General features: G+C 45.9%; 18 protein-coding genes. 11 read left to right on the top strand and 7 right to left on the bottom strand.

What is annotated here, in order from left to right:
* Nucleotides 1-35: 35 nt before the first annotated feature.
* Nucleotides 36-1226: a class I SAM-dependent rRNA methyltransferase gene (locus tag SD53_RS16030; RefSeq protein WP_046521182.1), complete on the bottom strand. Its 1191-nt coding sequence runs from the start codon at nucleotides 1224-1226 to the stop codon at nucleotides 36-38.
* A 90-nt stretch (nucleotides 1227-1316) separates the two neighbouring features.
* On the opposite strand from SD53_RS16030, the gene SD53_RS16025 reads away from it, so the two are divergent.
* Entirely contained in the window at nucleotides 1317-2324 is a 1008-nt protein-coding gene (locus tag SD53_RS16025) for an NAD(P)H-quinone oxidoreductase (RefSeq protein WP_052749430.1), read from the top strand.
* A 52-nt stretch (nucleotides 2325-2376) separates the two neighbouring features.
* On the opposite strand, the gene SD53_RS16020 is transcribed toward SD53_RS16025, so the two are convergent.
* Entirely contained in the window at nucleotides 2377-3789 is a 1413-nt protein-coding gene (locus SD53_RS16020; RefSeq protein ID WP_046521181.1) for an MFS transporter, read from the bottom strand.
* Nucleotides 3790-3853: 64 nt separating this feature from the next.
* Nucleotides 3854-5908, bottom strand: a complete 2055-nt coding sequence (gene metG / locus SD53_RS16015; RefSeq protein WP_046521180.1) for a methionine--tRNA ligase — start codon at nucleotides 5906-5908, stop codon at nucleotides 3854-3856.
* A gap of 144 nt (nucleotides 5909-6052) precedes the next feature.
* Here metG and apbC point away from each other — a divergent pair, with 144 nt between their 5' ends.
* From apbC to SD53_RS15985, 6 genes are all read left to right on the top strand, one after another.
* Nucleotides 6053-7144 (top strand): iron-sulfur cluster carrier protein ApbC, encoded by a 1092-nt coding sequence (gene apbC / locus SD53_RS16010; protein ID WP_106693164.1) that lies wholly within the window; start codon nucleotides 6053-6055, stop codon nucleotides 7142-7144.
* Between the two features lie 2 nt (nucleotides 7145-7146).
* Nucleotides 7147-7737, top strand: a complete 591-nt coding sequence (gene dcd, locus SD53_RS16005) for a dCTP deaminase (protein WP_046521179.1) — start codon at nucleotides 7147-7149, stop codon at nucleotides 7735-7737.
* A 252-nt stretch (nucleotides 7738-7989) separates the two neighbouring features.
* The gene (locus SD53_RS16000; RefSeq protein WP_046521178.1) at nucleotides 7990-8874 is read left to right on the top strand and encodes a DMT family transporter; all 885 of its coding nucleotides are present in this window, start codon (nucleotides 7990-7992) and stop codon (nucleotides 8872-8874) included.
* A gap of 168 nt (nucleotides 8875-9042) precedes the next feature.
* Nucleotides 9043-10575, top strand: coding sequence for a DUF3300 domain-containing protein (locus tag SD53_RS15995; protein WP_052749429.1), 1533 nt, complete (start codon nucleotides 9043-9045; stop codon nucleotides 10573-10575).
* Nucleotides 10576-10654: 79 nt separating this feature from the next.
* Nucleotides 10655-11584 carry a class A beta-lactamase, subclass A2 gene (bla, locus tag SD53_RS15990; RefSeq protein WP_046521177.1) on the top strand — a complete coding sequence of 310 codons (930 nt, stop codon included), beginning with the start codon at nucleotides 10655-10657 and terminating at the stop codon, nucleotides 11582-11584.
* A gap of 70 nt (nucleotides 11585-11654) precedes the next feature.
* On the top strand, nucleotides 11655-12230 hold the full coding sequence (locus SD53_RS15985) for a glutathione S-transferase family protein (RefSeq protein WP_046521176.1): 576 nt from the start codon (nucleotides 11655-11657) through the stop codon (nucleotides 12228-12230).
* Nucleotides 12231-12264: 34 nt separating this feature from the next.
* On the opposite strand, the gene SD53_RS15980 is transcribed toward SD53_RS15985, so the two are convergent.
* Entirely contained in the window at nucleotides 12265-14106 is a 1842-nt protein-coding gene (locus tag SD53_RS15980; protein ID WP_046521175.1) for an ABC transporter ATP-binding protein, read from the bottom strand.
* Nucleotides 14107-14476: 370 nt separating this feature from the next.
* Here SD53_RS15980 and SD53_RS15975 point away from each other — a divergent pair, with 370 nt between their 5' ends.
* Nucleotides 14477-15109: a hypothetical protein gene (locus tag SD53_RS15975; RefSeq protein WP_046521174.1), complete on the top strand. Its 633-nt coding sequence runs from the start codon at nucleotides 14477-14479 to the stop codon at nucleotides 15107-15109.
* A gap of 171 nt (nucleotides 15110-15280) precedes the next feature.
* Here the strand turns inward: SD53_RS15975 and SD53_RS15970 are convergent, their stop codons facing one another.
* Nucleotides 15281-15514 (bottom strand): hypothetical protein, encoded by a 234-nt coding sequence (locus SD53_RS15970; RefSeq protein ID WP_046521173.1) that lies wholly within the window; start codon nucleotides 15512-15514, stop codon nucleotides 15281-15283.
* Between the two features lie 555 nt (nucleotides 15515-16069).
* Between SD53_RS15970 and SD53_RS15965 the strand changes: the two genes are divergently transcribed.
* The 3 genes from SD53_RS15965 to SD53_RS15955 all read left to right on the top strand — a co-directional run bounded on the left by SD53_RS15965 (nucleotide 16070) and on the right by SD53_RS15955 (nucleotide 19543).
* Complete coding sequence (locus SD53_RS15965) at nucleotides 16070-17761, top strand: AAA family ATPase (RefSeq protein WP_046521172.1); 1692 nt, start codon at nucleotides 16070-16072, stop codon at nucleotides 17759-17761.
* Nucleotides 17762-17812: 51 nt separating this feature from the next.
* Nucleotides 17813-18682, top strand: a complete 870-nt coding sequence (locus tag SD53_RS15960) for a DNA adenine methylase (protein ID WP_046521171.1) — start codon at nucleotides 17813-17815, stop codon at nucleotides 18680-18682.
* A 111-nt stretch (nucleotides 18683-18793) separates the two neighbouring features.
* Nucleotides 18794-19543, top strand: coding sequence for a hypothetical protein (locus tag SD53_RS15955; RefSeq protein ID WP_046521170.1), 750 nt, complete (start codon nucleotides 18794-18796; stop codon nucleotides 19541-19543).
* 73 nt (nucleotides 19544-19616) lie between these two features.
* On the opposite strand, the gene SD53_RS15950 is transcribed toward SD53_RS15955, so the two are convergent.
* Both SD53_RS15950 and SD53_RS15945 read right to left on the bottom strand, forming a co-directional pair.
* Entirely contained in the window at nucleotides 19617-21110 is a 1494-nt protein-coding gene (locus SD53_RS15950) for a hypothetical protein (RefSeq protein WP_046521169.1), read from the bottom strand.
* Between the two features lie 199 nt (nucleotides 21111-21309).
* Nucleotides 21310-22464, bottom strand: a complete 1155-nt coding sequence (locus SD53_RS15945) for a phage integrase Arm DNA-binding domain-containing protein (RefSeq protein WP_046521168.1) — start codon at nucleotides 22462-22464, stop codon at nucleotides 21310-21312.
* Nucleotides 22465-22491: the final 27 nt, after the last annotated feature.

Raw genomic sequence — 22491 nt, 5'->3', positions numbered from 1 at the left:
GGGCAGAGGCAAAAGCCTCTGCTTCGAATAAGTTCTTAAAATACCTTACAGACTAAACCTTTCAGATAATGACCTTCAGGGTAGAAGCTGGCAATAGGATGGTCGCTGGACTGACTAAGTTTTTCGATAAACAAGCAATCCTTGTTCGCATCCAGTGCAGCGTCGGCCACTATTTTTTGAAACAGCATCTCTTCCATCAGGCCAGAGCAACTAAAAGTCAGTAACAAACCACCGGGTTTCACCAACTGCATCGCAACACGGTTGATATCTTTGTAACCGCGGGCGGCTTGCATCAACTGGGCTTTGCTGTCAGCAAATTTCGGTGGATCTAAAATCACCATGTCAAATAACTTGCCTTGCTCTTTGTATTCGCGCAGCAATTTAAATACGTCCTGTTTGACGTGATTGGATTTGCCCGGTTCAATGTTATTTAAGGCTAAATTGCGTTCTGCGGTTTTTAAGGCTAAATCGGACATATCCACGTTAGTGACATGTTCAGCACCACCAGTTAAGCAGGACAGCGCAAAAGTGCCGGTGTAGCTAAAGCAGTTCAGTACGGTCTTGCCTTTGGCTAAGCGACCTGCAGCGGCACGTGAATCACGTTGATCCAGATAAAAACCTGTTTTGTGACCGTTAACCACGTCCACCAGAATGTTCATGCCGTTTTCTAAAATCACCACCTCGCCGCTGTCGCGTGGCAAATGCAACCAGCCGGTCACAGGTTTTAACCCTTCTTTTTTTCGCACATCGACGTCTGAACGCTCGTAAATACTGAAATCCGGGAAGGTTTGTTTTAACGCTTCGACAATCAGTTCTCGACTGGCATCGGCGCCAGCGGATAACAACTGGCATACCAGCACATTAGCGTATAAGTCGATCGTTATACCGGGTAAACCATCCGACTCAGCCGCGACTACACGTAAACCATTGGTATGGTTCAGATCGTATAAACCCTGGCGCACAGACCAGGCGCGCTGAATACGGCGGGTGAAAAAGGCCTGATCAATTTGTTCTTTTTCATTAAAAGTCCAGGCGCGCACCCGAATTTGTGAGTCGGCTGAATAAGCGCCGCGGCATAACCATTTGCCGTCATGGGTCAGCACATCTACAGTTTCGCCCGACACTGGTTTGCCTTTGACCTGTAACACCGCTTTGGAGAATACCCAGGGGTGGCGGCGTCTTAAGGATTTTTCGCGTTCGGGTTGTAAAATGATACTGTAAGACATAGGTCAACTCTGTAGATGGGCAAGGGGCGCTATTTTAGTGAAGCGCGCGCAAAAGCTAAAGCAAAACTATAACAAGTTAAAGGTAAATAGATGCAAAACTATCAGATCCCAGCTCAAATGACCGCTATTAAGGTGATTCATCCGGGCACGCAAAGCCAGTTGCAGCAGGTGGAAGTCCCGGTACCCGTATTAAAAGCCGGGCAGGTGTTGCTGAAAGTGGCTGCTGCAGGTATCAACAGAGCAGATTTAATGCAGCGCTCTGGACTCTATCCGCCGCCAGCAGGCGAGTCAGATATTTTAGGTTTGGAAGTCGCTGGCACTGTGGTGGCTGTGGCTGACGGCGTATCGTCTGATTGGCTTGGCGAGGCTGTGTTTGCGTTAGTACCAGGTGGTGGTTATGCCCAATACGTCGCCTTACCTGCTGAGCATTTAATCAAAAAGCCTGTGTCCTTGGGGATGAGCGAAGCGGCTGCTTGTGCTGAAGTGTTTTTAACAGCGTTTCAGGCAATGCGTGTTGTCGGTAGTGTGCCGGACCAAGGATCGTTGTTAGTGCATGCCGGAGCCAGCGGAGTAGGCACTGCCGCTATTCAGTTAGGGAAAGCTTTGGGTTGTTTTGTCGCTGTGACCGTAGGCTCAGATGATAAAGCCAAAGCTTGTTTGGCCTTAGGGGCTGACATTGCTGTGAATTACAAAACTCGGGATTTTGTCACTGAGTTAAAAGCAGCTCGCCCTCAAGGCTTTGATTTAATTATCGACCCTGTAGCGGGCGATTATATTGTCAAAGATATTCAGCTACTGGCTCTGGATGGCCAGATCGTGGTGCTGTCTATGCTCGGTGGACGTATGACACCAGAGCTGGATTTAGGCCTGATGCTAAAAAAACGTGGCCAGCTTTTATGCTCCACCCTTCGTAGCAGAACTGATAGTTACAAGTCAGCCTTGATCAGTGATTTTAATCAGCAGTTTGGCAAGGCTTTGGCAGAGCGGACTATTAAGCCTGTACTGGCGCAGAGTATCGACTGGTCGGAAGCGGAGCGGGCGCATCAGTTGCTGGCGTCAAATGCTGTGGTCGGCAAACTGGTGCTCACCTTATTTTGATTGCTCTTATTTTGCTTGCTTAAGTTGTGTGCGTTACAAAAAACAAACCGGTTTAGGCCGGTTTGTTGTGATCGGATTGCTGAGGTTTATCTGGCTCAGCTTCAATAGTTACAGTGCCCGTAACAGACTCTGCTGCACTCATACCGTTCGAATCCTGGCTGCTCAACTCTTGATCGGCTGTAGGCAGATCGGCATCGGGATGATGCGGATGCACCATTTGCTCCTGTACCATTTGTTGATCCACCCTGGGGTCTAAAGCGGCCGCTAAAGGTGAGGACACCAAATCACCTGAGGCCATCACATAATCTTGTGGTAACTCTTTATCCTGTTGTTTTTGTTGATAATTGACCTGAGTTAAGCGTAAAAATAACAACAAAGTACAAAGCGCCATAAAGCCATACAGCATGCTATTTCCAACCAATTGCATAAAGGCGGAGGCCAGTAAAGGACCAATACAAGCGCCTAGCCCAAAGGTCAGCAGAATAGTGGCAGACAATGCAACTCGGTGCTCTTGCTCAACATTTTGATTCGCCATAGCGGTAGCCAGCGGGTACAAGGTAAAAGCCAGTATGCCAAAAGCAAAAGTGAACAGCAGTTGCAGCACACCACTTAGCGGCAGTATGGCAATGCAAAGCACCACAGCGCCAAGTAATACAGTGTTGGTTCGGATCAAACGACTACGCCGTATCTTGTCAGACAACCGCCCCATGGGCCATTGTGCCAGCAAACCTGCAATCACTGTGGTGGCCATATAAGCAGCGACTTGTTCAGTACTGGCTCCACTATGCGCAATATAAGCCGGAGCTAAACCATAAAACGAGCCCACAATCACACCCGCCATTGCAATAGTGGTCAGCGATTGTGGCACTTTTTGCCAGAACAGTTTGATTTTCAGTGGTGCAGGTTGCAAAGGTGCAGGGTGAATACGGCGGGTTAAGGCCAGAGGCACAATACAAAGCGCGAAACACATAGCGACGATCAGCAAAGGTTTAAGCGTCAGCTCCGGGTTTAAGCTAATCGCCAACTGGCCCAGCACTAAACCCAAATAGGAAACAATCATATAACTGGCAAACACCGTACCGCGGTTTTTACTGTCGGCTTGCTCGTTCAGCCAGCTTTCCAGCACCATATACATACACATCATGCCCATACCGACCAACAGGCGTAACACCAGCCAGATGGCTAAATCGTCTATTAAGGCATGGCCTAAGGCGCTGGCTGTGGTGATACCTGCACTGGCGACAAAAGCGCGGATATGACCGACGCGGGCAATTAAACGGTGACCTATTTTAGAACCTGCGACTAACCCCAGATAATAAGCCGACATCATGCCGCCTATCCAGATTTGGGCCGCAGAGTCGGCGGCCAGGCGTAAACCTAAATAGGTGGTCAGTACCCCAGAGGCGAGTACCATCAATAAGGTGGCAAAATACAACGAAGAGAATGAACGCAGAATGTTAGACATAAGGCTTCCTGCATATGGCTATAAAAAAGGCGGGCGATTTGCATCGGACCCGCCGGTATTTTTACTATTTGACTCTCATTCCCGGTGTTGCGCCATCATCTGGCGTTAGCAGGAAAATATCACTGCCACCAGGGCCTGCGGCCATCACCATGCCTTCGGACAGGCCAAAACGCATTTTACGCGGCGCTAAGTTCGCCACCATGACGGTCAGACGGCCAATTAACTGTTCTGGCTGGTAAGCTGATTTAATACCAGCAAACACCTGACGTTGCTCGTTGCCTAAGTCCAGTTGCAGTTTCACCAGCTTGTCCGCACCTTCGACATGCTCAGCGTTGATAATACGGGCAACCCGTAAATCCAACTTGGCAAAGTCATCAATGCTGATGGTTTCGCTGATAGGCTCGATAGCGCTTTCTGCAGAGACAGCCGCAGGTGCTACTTTTGTTTCTGCGGCTTTTGGTGCAGCAACTGTAGGCTGTAAATTTTCTTTAGAGCCTTCAACCATAGCTTCTATCTTGGTCATTTCTACACGTTGCATCAATGGTTTAAATACATTAATGCTGTGATTGGTTAACGCGGTCTGATAAGTCGACCAGCTTAATTCGTCGTTTAAAAACAGTTCTACTTCTTTGGCCATAGCCGGCAGCACAGGTTTTAAGTAGTGCATCAAAACACGGAACAGGTTAATGCCCATAGAGCAGACCACATGCGCTTCGGCTAAGGTCGCTTCATTTTTTGCCAGCACCCAGGGCGCTTTCGCGTCTATATACTGGTTGGCTTTGTCAGCCAGCGCCATAATTTCGCGGATAGCACGGGCGAACTCACGTCTTTCAAAGCTTTCGGCAATAGTTTCGCCTGCGGCGGTGAATTCAGCCAATAAAGCAGGTTCTGCAACTTCAGCACTTAACTTGCCATCGAATTTTTTACTGATAAAGCTGGCGCAGCGGCTGGCGATATTGACCACTTTACCGACCAAATCGGCATTCACTTTTTGCGCAAAATCTTCCAGATTTAAATCTAAGTCTGTGATACTGCTGGTCAGTTTAGACGCAAAGTAATACCGCAGATATTCCGGATTTAAATGCTGCAGATAAGTACGGGCTTTGATAAAGGTACCACGGGACTTGGACATTTTGGCGCCGTTGACGGTGACAAACCCATGCGCATAGACAGAAGTAGGTTTACGGTAACCCGCGCCGTCTAACATAGCTGGCCAGAACAGGCTGTGGAAGTAGATAATGTCTTTGCCGATAAAGTGATACACCTCAGCGTCGGAGTCTTTTTGCCAGAACTGGTCAAAGTTGACGCCGGTTTTATCACAGTAGTTTTTAAAGCTGGCTAAGTAACCGATAGGGGCGTCTAACCAGACATAAAAAAACTTGCCCGGCGCGCCCGGAATTTCAAACCCAAAATAAGGCGCGTCGCGGCTGATATCCCATTGCTGCAAGCCTTCAGTAAACCATTCCTGCAGTTTGTTCGCCATTTCGTCCTGCAATGAACCACTGCGGGTCCAGTCTTTAAGCATTTGCTCAAAGGCCGGCAGGTCGAAGAAATAATGTTCGCTGTCTTTTAAAACCGGAGTGGCACCTGATACCACTGAACGTGGGTTTTTCAGTTCCACCGGGCTGTAGGTTGCGCCACAGGAGTCACAGCTATCACCGTTTTGATCCAAAGCACCACATTTAGGGCAGTCGCCTTTAACAAAACGGTCCGGCAGGAACATCTGCTTTTCCGGATCATACAACTGGCTGATGGTTTTGCGTTTGATATAACCGCCCTGATCCAGTTTGGTGTAAATCTCGCTGGCAAACTGCTTGTTTTCTTCACTGTGCGTGCTGTGATAGTTATCAAAACCTATTAAAAACTCGGCAAAGTCGGCCTGATGCTCTTGCGAGGTTTGCGCAATCATTTGCTCGGGTGTAATACCCAACTGCTGAGCTTTGAGCATAATAGGGGTGCCATGAGCATCGTCAGCACAGACGTAATAACACTGATGACCACGCCCTTTTTGGAAACGGGACCAGATGTCCGTCTGAATATATTCCAGCATATGACCTAAGTGAATGGGGCCATTGGCATAAGGTAGAGCACTGGTGATCAAAATTTTGCGTTGTGTCATCGATAACTCATAGATATATCACTGAAAAAAGTAGCTTAATGATACAATAGCGCGCGTTAAAGCGCACCAGTTCAACAGCAGCAAAGCGCTGGATTGGTAGCAAAAAACAGAGTTTTTACCCTGTATAGCAGATTGAGTGAGACGATGTGGTTTAAATGGTTTAAAAAATCAGCAGAACAGCAGTCATCAGCCGATGATATGCCAGACGCTTTAGCCAAAGCTTTGGCTGAATTTCAAAGCAGTGAATTTCCTCTGCCGCTGGATAGCTTCATTCAACAGGCCAGTTTTGACGGGCGGCAACATCGCCTGAGTTTAACGCTGAAATTTCCATGGGCCTCTTTAGCGGACGAGTTATTGCCTGTGCTGCAGCAGGTGCAGCCAGGTCTGACACTGGAGCTTCAAAGCGAAAACACCGCGCAACCTGCCTACCGCAACATCAAACAAGTGATTTTGGTGGCATCGGGTAAAGGTGGGGTAGGCAAAAGCACCACGGCTGTGAATCTGGCGGTGGCTTTGGGTTTAGAAGGGGCCAAAGTCGGGCTGTTAGATGCCGATATTTATGGGCCTTCTATCCCAACCATGCTGGGATTAAAAGAAGCCAAAGCAGAATCACCGGATGACAAGCATTTATTGCCTAAACAAGCCGCTGGCATTTATTTGCAGTCCATAGGTTTTTTGGTTGACCCGCAGCAGGCCTCGGTCTGGCGTGGCCCTATGGCCAGTCAGGCTTTATTGCAGCTATTAAACGAAACTTTGTGGCCGGATTTGGATTATTTAATTGTCGATATGCCGCCGGGCACTGGCGATATTCAGCTTACTATGTCACAAAAACTGCCGGTGACCGGAGCTTTAATAGTCACAACACCCCAGGATGTGGCTTTGGCCGATGCACAAAAAGCCATAGCTATGTTTCGCAGCGTGAATATTCCTGTACTTGGGCTGGTGGAAAATATGAGTTTCTACCAATGCAGCCATTGCGGTGAAATCGACGATATTTTTGGCACCAACGGCGGCCTTGAATTAGCAGAGCGTTATCAGGTGCCTGTGCTGGGCCAATTACCCTTACAAAAACAAATACGAGCGTCTTGTGATGCCGGAACGCCTTTGGTACTAAACCCAGCCGAAAACGGCACTGGTTTTTACCGGGCTATAGCACGACAACTGAGCTTTGCTTTATATTGGCAGTCCCAACATCAACAAGCACAGCAACCCGAAATTATTTTTACGGATGATTAACCATGAGATTGTGTGACCGCGACATTGAAGCCTATATCGAAGCAGGCAAGATCCAGATTACGCCACGGCCAACACCAGACATGATCAGCGGTGTCAGCGTGGATATTCGCTTAGGCCATAAATTCCGCACTTTTCGTGCTTATGCCGCGCCTTTTATTGATTTAAGTGGCCCACGCGAAGAAGTGGATCAGGCGTTAAATTCAGTGATGAGTGATGAAATTGTGCTGTCCGATGACGAAGCCTTTTTCCTGCACCCGGGTGAACTGGCTTTGGCTATTACACTGGAGTCCGTTACCTTGCCTGCTGACATTGTAGGTTGGTTAGACGGCCGTTCTTCATTAGCCCGTCTGGGGTTAATGGTGCATGTCACGGCACATCGTATCGATCCGGGCTGGTCTGGCAATATAGTGCTGGAGTTTTACAACAGCGGCCGTTTACCGCTGGCACTGCGACCCAATATGAAAATTGGTGCGCTGAATTTTGAAACCATGACAGGTGAAGCGGCGAGGCCCTATAACAAAAGACTGGATGCCAAGTACCAACAACAGACAGGTGCGGTAGCCAGTCGTATCAGCCAAGACGATCCTAATTAACGAGTCACTGTTCCAGAAATGAAAAAGCCCATACAAAAGTGGTATGGGCTGAAGCAATAAAGCAAAAATGAAGCGGGGTAATTATGCAATATATTTGCATAGCTTCGCAACCCGGCTTTTTTAGATTTTTTCATTTTTTTACAATTTCTGTCGCATTCATTGAATACTTAGTTAAAAAACAGGATGTAACTATAGATTTGCCCGAATAGTTTTCGAGCTTCCCCAGTATTGTATTGCCTACAGGAGTTTTAAATGCAGGCCGCCAGTTTTATTCGTTTGTTTAGTTTGGCCGCTATTTGGGGGGCGTCTTTTTTATTTATGCGTATTGCTGTTGGCAGTTTAGGTCCTGCAGCGTTAATGACGGGCAGGGTGCTGTTGGCTGCGTTGTTTTTAGGGGGTATGGGCTGGTTTTTGAAAAAACATCAGCTCGATTTAAAAAATAACTGGAAGCATTTTTTTATTCTTGGTTTTTTTAACTCGGCTTTACCCTTTTTGTTATTCGCTTATGCTGCACAAACTTTAACAGCTTCAGTGCTGTCTATTCTTAACGCCACAGCTCCTATCTGGGGGGCTTTGATTGGCATAGTGGTGTTCCGGCAAGCATTGACTTTACCAATAGTGACGGGCCTGGTGCTTGGTATCAGTGGTGTTGCTATTTTAGTCGGCTTTGACCCTGTGGTGTTGGAGCCCGGTGCGTTAGTGGCGGTATTGTGTGCAGCCGGAGCGGCTTTTTGTTATGGCATAGCCACTCATTACACCCGCCTTGCGAAAACAGTGGCGCCTTATACCAATGCCCACGGCAGTATGTGGACCTCGGCCTTGATGCTGGCTCCTGTCATACTGTTATTTCCGATCCAGGCTGATCTCAGTCTGAATGTCGCCGCTGCTGTGTTAGCCCTTGGTATTGTGTGTACTGGTGTGGCTTATTTACTCTATTTTCGCCTGGTGCAAGACGAGGGGGCTACACCGGCCTTAACCGTTACTTTCCTGATCCCGGTGTTTGGTGTGTTCTGGGGGCATGTATTTTTAAATGAAGCCTTAGGCTGGCATACTGTGATTGGGGTTGCCGTGGTGATTACCGGCACCTCGCTGGTGACAGGATTTAAACCTTCGGCGCTTTTTAAAGTCAAAGCGTAGAACCTGAAGGATGTTCAGAAGCTGTTCAGACAATACTTGCTATAACCTGATGCAAGCTGGTGATAGATCCATCAGTCGAATATGTTTTTAAAGTGTCGCGTCGGATCTCGCGGCACTTTTACTCTCAGATCCGGGTTTTAGCAGCCACAAAAGTGGCAGGAGCTTAGAATGCGTGCCCTGATGAAATGCTTACCTTTGCTTTCAGTGGCTTTGTTCCCAGCGCTGTTGGTTGCCCCTGCGGCAGCACAGCAGACCGTCAGTGCTGGCAGCACTGTGCAAACCTTTAGTCAGGCTGAGCTGGATGCCATGCTTGCACCTATCGCTTTGTACCCGGATACCGTGTTGTCACACCTGCTGATCGCTTCGACTTACCCGCTGGAAATTATTAAAGCCAACAGGTGGGTGGAAGAACATCCGAATTACAGCGCTGAACAAGCGTTGGAGGAAGTAGAGGATGAAGATTGGGACCCAAGCGTAAAAGCCTTGGTGCCTTTCCCGCAGTTGCTTGAGCGTATGAGTGATGATATCGATTGGACACAGCGTCTGGGCGATGCGTTTTTAGCGCAGGAAGCACAAGTGATGGCCAGTATTCAGACCTTGCGTAATAAGGCATATGCAACGGGTAATCTGGATAAACAAGAACATATCAAAGTGGTGCGGCAGGAAAAAACTATCATCATTGAACCGGCTTCTCCACAGGTAGTGTACATTCCGTATTATGACCCTTATGTAGTCTATGGTCCCTGGTGGTGGCGCAGCTATCAGCCAGTCTACTGGCATGTTCCGGTTGGCTATGCTGTGCATCGCGGATTTTCATGGGGTGTTGGTATTCAGATAGCTCCAGGGTTTTATTTCAGCAGTTTCCATTGGCCGCGTCGTCAGATTGTGGTGATCGATCATCATCACCATTGGCGTGAACCCTACTACTACCGTAGTCATCAGATTATTCACCACAAAAAGTCGCATCATTGGCGTCATAACCCGCATCACAGACGTGGTGTGAGCTACCATGCTGGTTATCAGCCCACCCGTGAGTTCAGTGGGTATCGCAGTTACCAGAACAGAGAGCAGCAAAGAGAGTGGGCGGCACAGACCCGCGAGAATAAAGGCTATGCACCGGATCGCAAATTTAATCATGACAAAGAGCAACGCTTTGCAGAAAAAGAGCGTCAGTTTGAGCGCAACAAAAAAGGTGATGAGCTGATGCGTCGCGCAAAAGAGCAAGGCCCACGTGCTCAGGTTGAACCTACTCAGTCCCGTGAGTTTAAAGACAGGCAACAGTGGGTTCGTCAGGAGTTGAAAAACACCGAACGTCAGCAGAATGCGTTAGACCGTGCTGTAAGGCAACCGGGATCAGATAGGTTGCGTCCGGAGCGCAGTTATCAGACCCAAAGGGCAGAACAAATGAAATTTGAACGTCCTGTGCAACAACCCAGAGTGGAAGCGGTGCGACCTGAGCGGAGTAACCAGGCTCCCCGTAGTGAACAGCCCAGATTTGAACAACCCAGGGTAGAGCGCAGTTATCAGGCACCACGGGTTGAACAGCCGAGGATTGAACGCAGTTATCAACAACCACGTCTGGAGTCGCCAAGGGTTGAACGCAGCTTCGAGCAACCCAGAGTACAGCAACCCCGGATGGAACAGCCGAGAGCCCCAACCAGAGAGATGCGCGGCAATGAAGGTCGTCGACAAATCGAATAACAGTTTTTCTCGTATTTTAAAAAGGCAGCTTGGGCTGCCTTTTGTATCATTCAGAGCAACTTACAGCAAGGACAGTCCGATGCCTGGTGTGATTAAAAGTATATGTATAGCGACGGCGCTGATGATGCTGACCTTTAGTACATTCAAAGCGCTGGCGCAATCGCCGTTGTTAAAAGAGCAAATTGAATCTGTCGTCTCAGGAAAAAAAGCTACGGTGGGAGTTGCGGTGTGGGGGCCTGATGATCTTGAGCCTTTACTGGTGAATCCGTTCGAAAAATTTCCAATGCAAAGTGTATTTAAATTGCATTTAGCTATGCTGGTACTGCATCAGGTCGACCAGGGAAAGTTGGATTTAAATCAGTCGGTGACCGTCAATAGGGCGAGGGTTTTACAAAATACCTGGGCTCCACTGATGAAAGACTATCAGGGTGATGAGTTCAGCGTCCCGTTGCAACAATTGTTGCAGTACTCCGTCTCACACAGCGACAACGTGGCCTGCGATTTGTTATTTGAACTGGTGGGCGGGCCAGCGGCCTTGCACGACTATCTCCATTCTATTGGCATCAAAGAGACGGCTGTGGTCGCCAATGAAGCGCAAATGCATGCCGATGATCAGGTGCAGTATCAAAATTGGACGTCGATGAAAGCTGCGGCTCAGATCTTGAAAAAGTTTGAGCAAAAAACACTATTGTCTGAAACCTCTCAGGCGTTGTTATGGAAGTGGCTGGTTGAAACGACAACAGGGCCAGAGCGATTAAAAGGCTTGTTACCGGCGGGCACAGTGGTCGCGCATAAAACAGGTTATTCGGGTATCAAAGCCGGGAAAACTGCCGCGACTAATGATATAGGTGTCATTGTGTTACCTGATGGACGGCCATTGCTGGTTGCCGTGTTTGTGAAAGACTCCACTGAATCAACACGGACTAATGAAGCCATTATTGCGCAGGTGGCTGAACTGGCTTATCAGTTTGAACTGAAGAAACTTTCTGCTGTCAGCCCTGCCCAATAGACAATCAAGACTATCGTAGCCGCTGATTATGGTTGTACACTACAGTCAGGATCTGAAAATGGAGTAGGTTATGCAGTTATTAGGTTCAGTGGCTTCCCCTTTTGTTCGCCGGTTACGTTTAGTGTTGGCAGGACAAGCGTATCAATTTGTTGCACTTAATATTTTTGAGTCTGAAGGCCGTTCAGTGCTGGTAAAACATAACCCGGCACGCAAAGTACCGGTGTTAGTGGATGGCCAACAGGTTATTTTTGATTCTGGTGTTATTTATCGTTATCTGGCGCAAAAACTAAACTTACCCGCCTTAAGTTGGGATCAGGAAAACAGTTTGACCACTGTTAACGCTTGTACAGATTCGTTGGTTGAATTACTGCTGTGTCAGCGCTCTGGTTTTGATGTGACAGAAGATAAATTATTTTTTAATCTGCAGCATGAGCGAATTCAGGCGACCTTGGAGGCGCTGGAGCAACAAATCAGGGCCGGCCATTTCGGACAGTGGGATTATCCAAGTATCAGTCTGTTTACTTTAATCGACTGGGTACTGTTCCGCGATTTAGTTGATTTAAAACCTTTTCCTGTACTACTGCAGTTCAGAAATGAGCATTTAACGCAGCCTATGGTGGCGGAAACCGACCCGCGTTTGAGTTAAAGCTAAGGTCAGAGCCAGGGCTCTGACCATGCCGTTATTCCACTCCGATAAAGCCACCGGTTTGATGCGACCATAACTGTGCGTAGATGCCGCCTTTGTCAATCAGTTCCTGATGACTGCCTTGCTCAACAATACGGCCCTGGTCCAGCACTATCAGCCTGTCCATAGCCGCTATAGTGGATAAACGGTGAGCTATGGCTATTACTGTTTTGCCTACCATCAATTGAGTCAGGCTCTGCTGAATAGCGGCTTCTACCTCGGAGTCCAGTGCTGAGGTGGCTTCATCCAGAATAAGGATAGGGGCGTTTTTCAGTAAAACCCTGGCGATGGCAATACGCTGGCGTTGACCCCCCGATAGTTTTACACCCCGCTCTCCGACCTGTGCGTCATAACCTCTGTTGCCTTTTGGATCGGTCAGATCCTGAATAAAAGCGTCGGCTTCAGCCAAACGTGCCGCTTCAATCATTTCAGCTTCGCTAGCACCGGGACGACCATACAGAATATTTTCCCGCACTGTGCGGTGCAGCAATGAGGTGTCCTGAGTCACCATAGCGATATGAGCGCGCAGACTTTCCTGTGATACGGTTTTAATGTCCTGACCGTCTATCAAAATCTGGCCGGAATGAACATCATAAAAACGCAGTAGCAGGTTCACCAGTGTCGATTTGCCTGCACCGGAGCGGCCAACTAAGCCTACTTTTTCACCGGGTTTGATTGACAACTCCAGGCCATCAATCACAGGGCCCTGGTCACCGGCATCTTTACCGTAGTTAAAGTTCAGTTGTTTAAATTCGATCCGGCCTTGTGTCACTTCAATCGGCTTAGCATCGGCTTTGTCGACGATATGCTGCGGCTGAGCCAGGGTGGCAATGCCGTCGGCCACAGTACCTATGTTTTCAAACAACGCACTGACTTCCCACATGATCCACTGTGACATACCGTTCAGGCGCAGCGCCAGACTGACAGCTATCGCAATAGAGCCAACACTGACCGCGTTGACCGACCATAACCATATGGCCAGCGTGGCAATAGAAAAGACCAACAGATAGTTCAGCCCCTGCACACAAATATTCAGCCAGGTGGCCAGCCGCATTTGCCTGTACACCGGCACCAAAAATAGCTGCATACTGTCACGGGCATATTCTGATTCCCGGGCGGTGTGAGAGAAAAGTTTGATCGTACTGATATTGGTGTAACTGTCGACAATACGTCCGGTCATCTCAGAGCGGGCGTCGGCTTGTTCAGTTGCAACCTGTTTCAGCCGGGGCACAAAATAGAATTGCAGACCGGTGTAAATCACCAGCCAGGCGACCATAGGCAGCACTAAACGCCAATCCGCATCGGCGATCAGGTATAACATCGAGCCAAAATAGACCACCACATACACCATCACGTCCAGCAGTTTGGTAGCCGTTTCCCGCACCGCCAATGCTGTTTGCATCACTTTAGTTGCAATACGGCCAGCGAATTCGTTCTGGTAAAACCCCAGGCTTTGCTTTAACAAGTAACGGTGCGCCAGCCAACGGATCGACATAGGGTAGTTGCCCAATATGGTCTGATGAATCAGCGCCGAATGGAAAAATACCAAGGCCGGCAGCACCACCAGCATCACCACGGCCATAGTGATTAAGGTGTCTTGCTCCTCCTGCCAGAAGGTTTGCGGATTTTTAGTGACCAGCCAGTCGACGAGTTGCCCCATATAACCGAATAAAGAGACTTCCAAAGCCGCCAGCAGAGCGGTTGCAACAGACATCAGGATCAGTGGCAGTACCATGCCCTTGCTGTAGTGCAAACAAAATGCGAACAGGCCCGTTGGAGGTTGTGTTGGCTCTCTGTCAGGGAAGGGGTTGGTTAAACGTTCAAAAAAGCCCAGCATAAAATTCCTCGGAGGCAACCAAAAGGCGCTTATTGTACGTCAAAGTTTAAACAACAGATGTAACTATTTGATGAACGCCAGTTTTGTAGCGATCATTGTAATGCACAGTCTGCTGCACTTGCTGCATCTCTGGGCCGGGCTCAATGCAAAATTGCTGAAAATAAATACAAAAAAATATGAAAAAACCAAAACAGATCATAGTACGCTAACTCAGCAGCTTAGATTTTAATCCGGTTCTGTATTGGGTAAATACCGGAAAATCTATAACTTAGCTTGTGTTTAGCCAGCTTGCAAAGGTCCTGATGCTTTCTACACTGAACTGAAAGAGTACCCGAATCAGGGTGTTATCTCGTCTTACAGGAGTGTTGAAATGGACGCCAAAGAATTATTGGTTTTTATGAAGCAAGCGGAGTTGCAAGCCGAGTTAATAGCCGAAGCTGGTCAGCAACTGGACAGAGCCATTAAACAACTGAATGACTGGTCTGAAGATTGGGATTGTCAGCGTCGCGCCTGTGAGGATATGTATGATGCGGTGCATTTAATCCTGATCCATGCCCATCAATTATCGCGGATCTTCTGGCCTGCCAAATGTTGTGGTGAATTGGGGTTGGAGCTATGCCACAGAGCTATAGCGCTGCGGAGCGAAATCAATCTGCCGGATCTGCGTCATCCTCTGCGAAATGAGGCGCTGTGGCGCCATGCCGACGACCTGGACCACTCCGTCAGGGACAACCATTCAATGCGTCGTTACAATGCGCATCACCTGACCAGTTTCAATCAGGTGATCACCTGGATGGACAACGAAGCGATGTTTTGTTGGCTGGAACCGGCCACTAAAATCTTTGTATTTCATACTGAAGAGTTTGATTTGACCGAATTGCTGCAAGCTGTGCTTGAGGTTCAACAGGCTATCCAGCATCTACTAAAGAAGCAGCATCAGCCCACCCTAAGTCTGGCCAAACCTGCATTTTATGCTTATGAAAAGCAGTGGGGAGGTATCTAAGATAAGGCAAAGCCTGTGTCCTTCCCATTTAATCCCGATAAGGTTACTATCAATAGGGTCACACGCACAGATGCAGTTGCTGGCCAGACGAGAGATAGCACCAAAGAACCTATACATAATACCCAAAGGTACTCTGCAAGAGTTGTAATGAATATCCCCACAGCTTACCTCTTATTTCGGTGGCTCATTGCCCCAACCACCACCTAATGGCGTCACTGTCGAGCCTGTGGCTAACGATGCTTGCTGCTCTATTGCCAGCTTAGCTTTTGCTTCCGCCGATAATGTGACAGTGTCAGATACTGGTGGCGAAACATTGGCCGGAGTGGCGTTCGCCTGAGCTTTGGATGTAACAGTTTGCGCTGATGGTGCAGCCGTTAAGCTGGGTGTGTTGGCGTTGATTTGCATAGCTATTCCTTACCTTTGTCACTAAATCAGAAAATTACTTTACACGAATTGTTTATAAAAAATCCAATAAATTTTACAAGCAGGTGAATTGTGTAAGGAAAGACGCTTTTCGAAGCTGAATTTCAGGCATAAAAAAACCTGCTGTAAAAGCAGGTTAATTTAATGGTCGGTACGAGAGGATTTGAACCTCCGACCCCTGACACCCCATGTTACCACTCGGAAAATCATCAATTCATAATAAAAACAGTGCCTTAAGTTGCATTTTTGCGATTTTGGTATGCGGTGAAAAAGCAATTTCTCGTCAAAAAGCAAACTATGCAAATCAACAACTTACAGATCCTGAACCACTGTATATTGGTTTAGGAGTTTACTGGGAATAGCTCGTTATTCTAAGCGGGAGATATCGCTTTTTCAGTAGGAATCTGTTGATTTTGCAAATTGCCGTTGTTATACATGTTTGCACAAAAATTTGTTCCTTTTTAATGGGAATCATTTTTCCATTATGTCCACTGTTTAAATAACAAAACCTAACCACGATACTAAAAGGAATTCTAAGTGGCTGCATATAAGCTTGTTTCTCTAAAAATCACCCCTCCACCTTTTCGTAAACTAAGTGAATTAGAAATAAACTTCGCGGAAAGAATCACTCTGATTGCCGGCCACAATGGGATTGGTAAGTCCACTATACTTGGATTGGTCGCAAATGGTTCAGGTCTTACTGAGAGAACTTACACAAGTTATACGGGCAAAACATATCAGGGAAATCTGAACGAAATTATCTATATCGACTACGAAACTGAGTTAGCAAATGTCGAAAATCCGCCAAGGCCAGTGTTACTTTACGATTTGGAGGGTGAACAGTTTGAGAAAAGATGTGCACTCACTAAACGAACCATACCATCAACAAAAAGTAGACCCGTTGAAAGACATGAAGTACGTGTAGTACCCAGAAACGTTAGTGGAGAACCTTATACAATCCCTGCTACTGGCGTAACTATCGGCGATTCATCAAAAGTACCAATTCCTACTCTTTATTTGGGAATGACTAGGATGTTACCAATTGGAGAAAGCAATCAGGACATGATTGAGAGTGATATTGATACAGCTATCAATCAAGACGATGCAAAGTTCATAAATGATTTTGTCAACGCTGTGATTGGTGTTAGTAAGCAGAGTGGCCCTACTGGAATTACAACACAAGGTATCCGGGGAACCTCTAAAAAATCAAAGCATCCTGTTTATGCCCATAGTGCAAAATCAATATCCCTAGGGCAGGATAGTCTGAGTTCGATAGCCACTGCTTTAGCGTCTTTTAAAAAATTACAACGTGAATGGAGTGATTACCCTGGTGGATTACTGGTGATAGATGAGATAGATGCTGGTTTCCACCCTCATGCACAAAAAAAATTAATTAGAAAAATTGCTTCATGCGCAAGATCTTTGAAGCTTCAAGTTGTAGCTACTACACACTCATTATCGCTGATAGAGGATATACATCCTGAAAACAATCCAGTAGGTGGGAATGGCGTGTCGCCAGATAAAGTGATTTATATTTGGGATTCAAGGAATCCAAAAGTTGCTGAAATTTCTCTTCAAGGGATTAGGGATGACATGAACCTTACTGCCCCTGAAGAACCTGTAAATACGCCGAAAAGCAAGTTAAAGGTCTATTTGGAAGACCCAGAGGCAGATCTATTCTTTAAAAAGCTCCTTACCCCTGCATTAAGGAAAAAAGTAAAAGAAGCCACCGGGAGACTCTTACAGCACATACCAATAAGAGTTGGGTGTGACAACTTGCAAGGTTTACAGAAATATGACCCACATTTCAAGACGGTAATAATTGTCGTTGATGCTGACTCTTCGATAAAGCAACAAGGTGGTAAGGTTCCTCAGAACATTGTGAAGTTGCCTGGAGCGAGTGCTAGTTCTGGTAAAGGTTTGAACCCAGAGCAGACCATTTTTAGCTTTATCAAAGATATTGTTGATAACCCCGGTGCGCATCAAGAAACTTATTCGGCACTTTTGCGGAAAAATATCACTGCAGACCAGCTTACAGAGCACCTACTAAATGGTGATTACAATATAACTGATAGAGACTCATCAAAAAAATGGATGAATCAGCGTCTTAAGCACATAACTAAATGGAACTTAATAGAATTGTGGTTGAAAGAAAATCCCCAGAAGGTTGAAAAGTTTAATAGCGATTTCCTTGCCGCGGCAGTGGCTGCAAACAAACTCAATAAGTAGGTAACTAGTGCCACTTGTGGTAGCATTATTGCTCTGAAACGGGAAATCACGATGTTTTCAAACAAGCTCTACACACCTTTAAGATACCCTGGCGGCAAGGGCCGTTTTGCGCCGTTTATTGCGTCTATTATGACAGCAAATGATCTTGCTGGTGGTCACTATCTAGAGCCTTTTGCCGGTGGCGCAGGCGTTGCTTTAGAGCTCCTCATTCATGGTTATGCATCTCATATCCACATTAATGATGCCGACCCTGCAATATATTTTTTTTGGAAAGCGGTTACTGAACAGCCAGAGGATATCCTGAGGTTGCTTGTTGATACTCCGATAAACATGGACCAGTGGTACCGGTGGCGAGAGATCATGTTGGGTAATTGTGAAGGGACAATAGCAGAAAAAGGTTTTGCGACTCTGTTCATCAATAGAACAAATAGGTCCGGAATTTTAAAGGCTGGAGTTATTGGTGGCAAAGGGCAAACGGGTGCTTACAAAATGGATGCGCGGTTTGACAAAGATGCTATGTCCAAGAGAGTTCGTGTCATTGCAGAGAGAGCTGAGTCTATATCTGTTTACAATGAGGACGCTTTTGGTCTGCTGAATCAAGTATCTACTAGATTACCTTCCAATACGTTAGTTTACCTTGATCCTCCTTATTACGTAAAAGGCAAAGGGTTATACCGAAATTTCTACAGACATGAAGACCATGTTGCGATTGCAAACACAATTCGTGCTGAAAATTTCAAGCTCCCTTGGGTGGTTTCATATGACAACACCCCGGAAATTTGTGCAATTTATGAAGGTACTAGATCGTTAGCTTATAGCTTAAATTACACAGCTCAAAAACGTTATCACGGTGATGAAGTTATGTTTTTCCCCGATGAACTGATTATACCTGATGAACACTTACCTAGAAAAAGAGCTTAATTCTACGAGCTAATATCATTACTGGTTGATAAGGTTCAGACAAACGCAGGTTAACTAGGTTTTTAAAGTATTCCAAGTTATGCCGCTATTATGAAACTCGATGGAGTGAGCATGTTGTATCAGTTTTTCATTGATGCTAATGATAAAGACAACAAGGTTTCGTCAAAGGCACTAATGATCCTCTTCGCTGTTGGGGTTATTCCTCTGATTCTTGGCGTTGATGTTACGAAGATAAACATTTCTATCCCCTGGCTTATGGAAGTTACCATTGAGCACAAAGACAGGTTTGTACTCATTTATGCAGCTTTACTGCTTTTTTCGGTTTACCGATTTAGGTTATCCAACACTGAAACTCAGCGGTACTGCCGTCTCCATTCAGCTAGTTTCTTCTTCAACAGCCAGCTGCTTGGATTTCTATTTATTAAGAATTTTATTTTTAATAAAACCAACATTAAAGGAGTTTCATATAACTCGAAAAAGAAGAAAGAGGAGTTAACCTTCATTTGTTCTGATGGAGAGTATGATCAACGAGAGAATTATGGTTATTTTTATCTAAGTATCAATGATGATGGTCAGTGGGAGTATCAACTTTGGGTCGCTGAAGATATGTCTCCCTGCGAGTTAGGGTTTTCAAAATATTGGGATTTAAACTTTGATCCTACAGTATTTGAAGGCGACGACCTCTATCACCACTCTGAATATTGCGTAATAAAAAGAACTCGAATTAAATTAATACTTAGGGCCGCTTGTTGTTTATTTTCATTGAGGGCTGCAGCACGCGATATAGTGTGTTTGGACTACTACTTACCTGTCTATTGCAACATTGGCTTGTCTATGTTTCTTGTTTGGAAGTATATGTAGCTACATAGCCAGCCTTGCAGCTGGCACTTGCTTAAAGCTATATATGGGATCAAATCTATGGTTTAAGAACGTATTATTTAAATTGTATTAAGCTTTTTATCTTTTCAAGTTGTTCGAAGGTTTTATCTACCCCTATATGTATCGGGGTTTTTTCGTCATGTTTTCCATCTAAGGAATGTGAGGCGTTTGCAGCTACAGCGTCTATTGCTGCTGCTAGTAATTTTTCAAGTAATTGTTCTTTATTCCCATCTTGAAGGTTGTCAATTTGTTTTTTAAAGCTCTGGTAGGATTTTGCTAAAGCTTCTTTATGGGCATATTCTTGCTGTAGTCTTTGAGACTCATTTCTTCGTTTAGAGGCGAAAAGAGCTAGCCATAAAATAGGCAACATTATCGGCAATTTGTAAGCTAAATTGCTGAGCAGATTTCCAATATTGGATATATCAACAAATTGTATAAAATGACCGTCTGTAAATAGACTATCAATAGTAGATATAAACGCCACAGAAGAAAGAGTCGCGACAGAAATATAAAACAACTTAGAATATTCTTTAATTGGGTCTCTGAATGATTTCCGCATTGCTCTATAGGCTGTTGCTAAACCTGCACTTGTTGCGCCAGGTAACAAGCTTTCTATTTGTTTATTGAGAGCTGTGTACCGCAATTCTTGATCCTGTTTAAAGTCATCCAAAGCAGCCTGTCGGGCATTGAGTTCGTCCTGTAATCCACCCACAAATTTACCTGAGTCATCCTCTTTGCCTACGACTCGAACATAAAAATGCCTTAAATCCTTTAGCTGCTTCTCGGTTTCTGCTAGTAAATTAGTAATCTGTTCCGTAGATAATTTTGCTGTATCGTTAGCTAACTTGATTTTGTTTGCTATTGAGTCACTACCACTACCAAGTAACTCTGTATGAAATGAATTGATGTTTTGATGAAAGTTATTAATCGAATTGACTAAGTTATCTACAGTTGATGCAACGGGTTCATTTGTATCAGAGCCTTCAAAATAGCTAACTCTCAACTGCTCTATTTGCTTGTGTATCTCTTTGAGATCGTTAAATTGCGTGACGATGTTATCTTTTAGTACACTTATTTCAGCAGATTTAGCTTTAAACTCATCTGAATAGTCTACGGTCTGACGTTTAAATTCGTCTAGGGTTTCGTACATGGTCTTTGTATACTCACGAGACGCTTTCGCTGCTGCTTTAGCTGCAGCATCGGAGTTTACAGCGTACGGTCGAACGTACGTGAGTAGATTGTCTAAGTTATTTTTATTCGCGTTGACAATATGTCCAATATTTCTATTTGAGATGTATGAAGATATCTCATAGTGGCAAGGGTGACATTGATTGGTGAAGTTTGCCCATGTGCTCAGAGGTACAAGGTCTGGATCAATTGAGTCCAATAAGCTAGATATAAAGGAAACTACTTTTTTTAATCGAGCGACCTCTTCAACATTTGAGAGAACTGATACGTCATCGACAGTCAAAGATTCTGATTTTGTAACTATTTGCGCCCAAATAGTTTGAAACTCATGGTTTTTAAAAGTGTCTTGCCAACGATTCATTTATAAACTTCCTTATCTTTCAATCAGAACACGAAATCACGGTCCACAAGTAAACTAAGTAGACGTAAGCAGTTGGTTAATAGTATCTTTTTTGAGTCTTTCAGTATGTGTACGTTGTACTTTGATCGCAAGAACTTTTGTCTTGAACAATGCTTGCGTAGTAAACCAAGACGTTTTACACGAGCTGGTTTACCCGAACTTAAATAGCCAGTTCTGCCGCCGGCACTTCCACCCACTCAACATGCCCACGCTGATAAATCTTGGTCGACTTCGAATCCGTGTGGGCGGCTCTGGCCTGCGGGTCTATGCCCATCTGTGTGAAAAGGTGGATGGACAAGGCCCGTATTTCGTGGAAAGTTGGCCGGCTATCTTTGTCTAAGTGTTCATAAATGCCCAACTCGTCGCGTAGCTCTGAGAATGTCCGGCTGATCAATGTACTTACCAGCTGTGTTTCGTGCGACACTTCTTTGCTTACCGGGTTACTGTCGGTTTTGCGCTTGTGAACGATATACGGGCTCAGTATGTGGTCCTGTCTGGATGCGTCGATGATTTGTTTCAAAGCTGCAGTAATAGGTATAGCCACACGTGAAGCTTCCTTCTTTTGCACTTTCTGGCGATGGATCCGCATAACACCGAATACCTCTAAGCCGTTTTGAATAACTGGGACAGGGAAGTATTCACAGTCACGGTATTTAATACGCGAGACTTCTAAGACTGCATGCGTGGTTTGCAGAGCCAGGTTCATGGCAGTTTTCAGCCAAAGGGGAGCGGCGGCCTCTATCTGTTTGAACGCATTCAGATCCATACGCTGGCGCTTTTTCTCATCCTTAGGTTTAACTTTTTTCAGCTCTGCCGGGTTAGCTGCCATAGCTGACATATCACAAAGGTAATCAAACACCTTGCGGAGGAATGATATTTTGCGGTTGTAGACGTTATTCGACTTACCAGAGCAGTTGAGCTCTAAATAGGCATTCACAGTCTCAAGGTTTACAGCTTTCGACATGACGGTACCGAACTGTTCTACCAGGCGTTTGCAGTCAGCTTCAAAAGTACTGATAGCATTGGCTCCCAGCTTTTCCTCCTTTTTCACACGCTGCAGAACAACTGGTACCCAGTGAGACAGGGGCTTGTTGTACTTGTCTCCACGCTCTGATATTGCCAGCTGTTGTACACGGTACTTGGCGTTATATGCATGAGCGGCAGCAATGGCGTCACCACGTGCAACACCAATAGGAAACCATTTTTCGGTCCCGTCTTCTCTTACAAAGTAATAACGCAGTTTGCCACGCACTCTCTTTGTATAAAGGCCTACAGGGAAATCCTTGTTTGCATCCGTTCTTTGCCGCGGCGCCATCGATTAACTCTCCAAAAAGCTTACTAA

The organism is Rheinheimera mesophila (assembly GCF_000986865.1).
Classification (GTDB): domain Bacteria; phylum Pseudomonadota; class Gammaproteobacteria; order Enterobacterales; family Alteromonadaceae; genus Pararheinheimera; species Pararheinheimera mesophila.
This window is presented reverse-complemented; position numbering and strand designations above follow the sequence as displayed.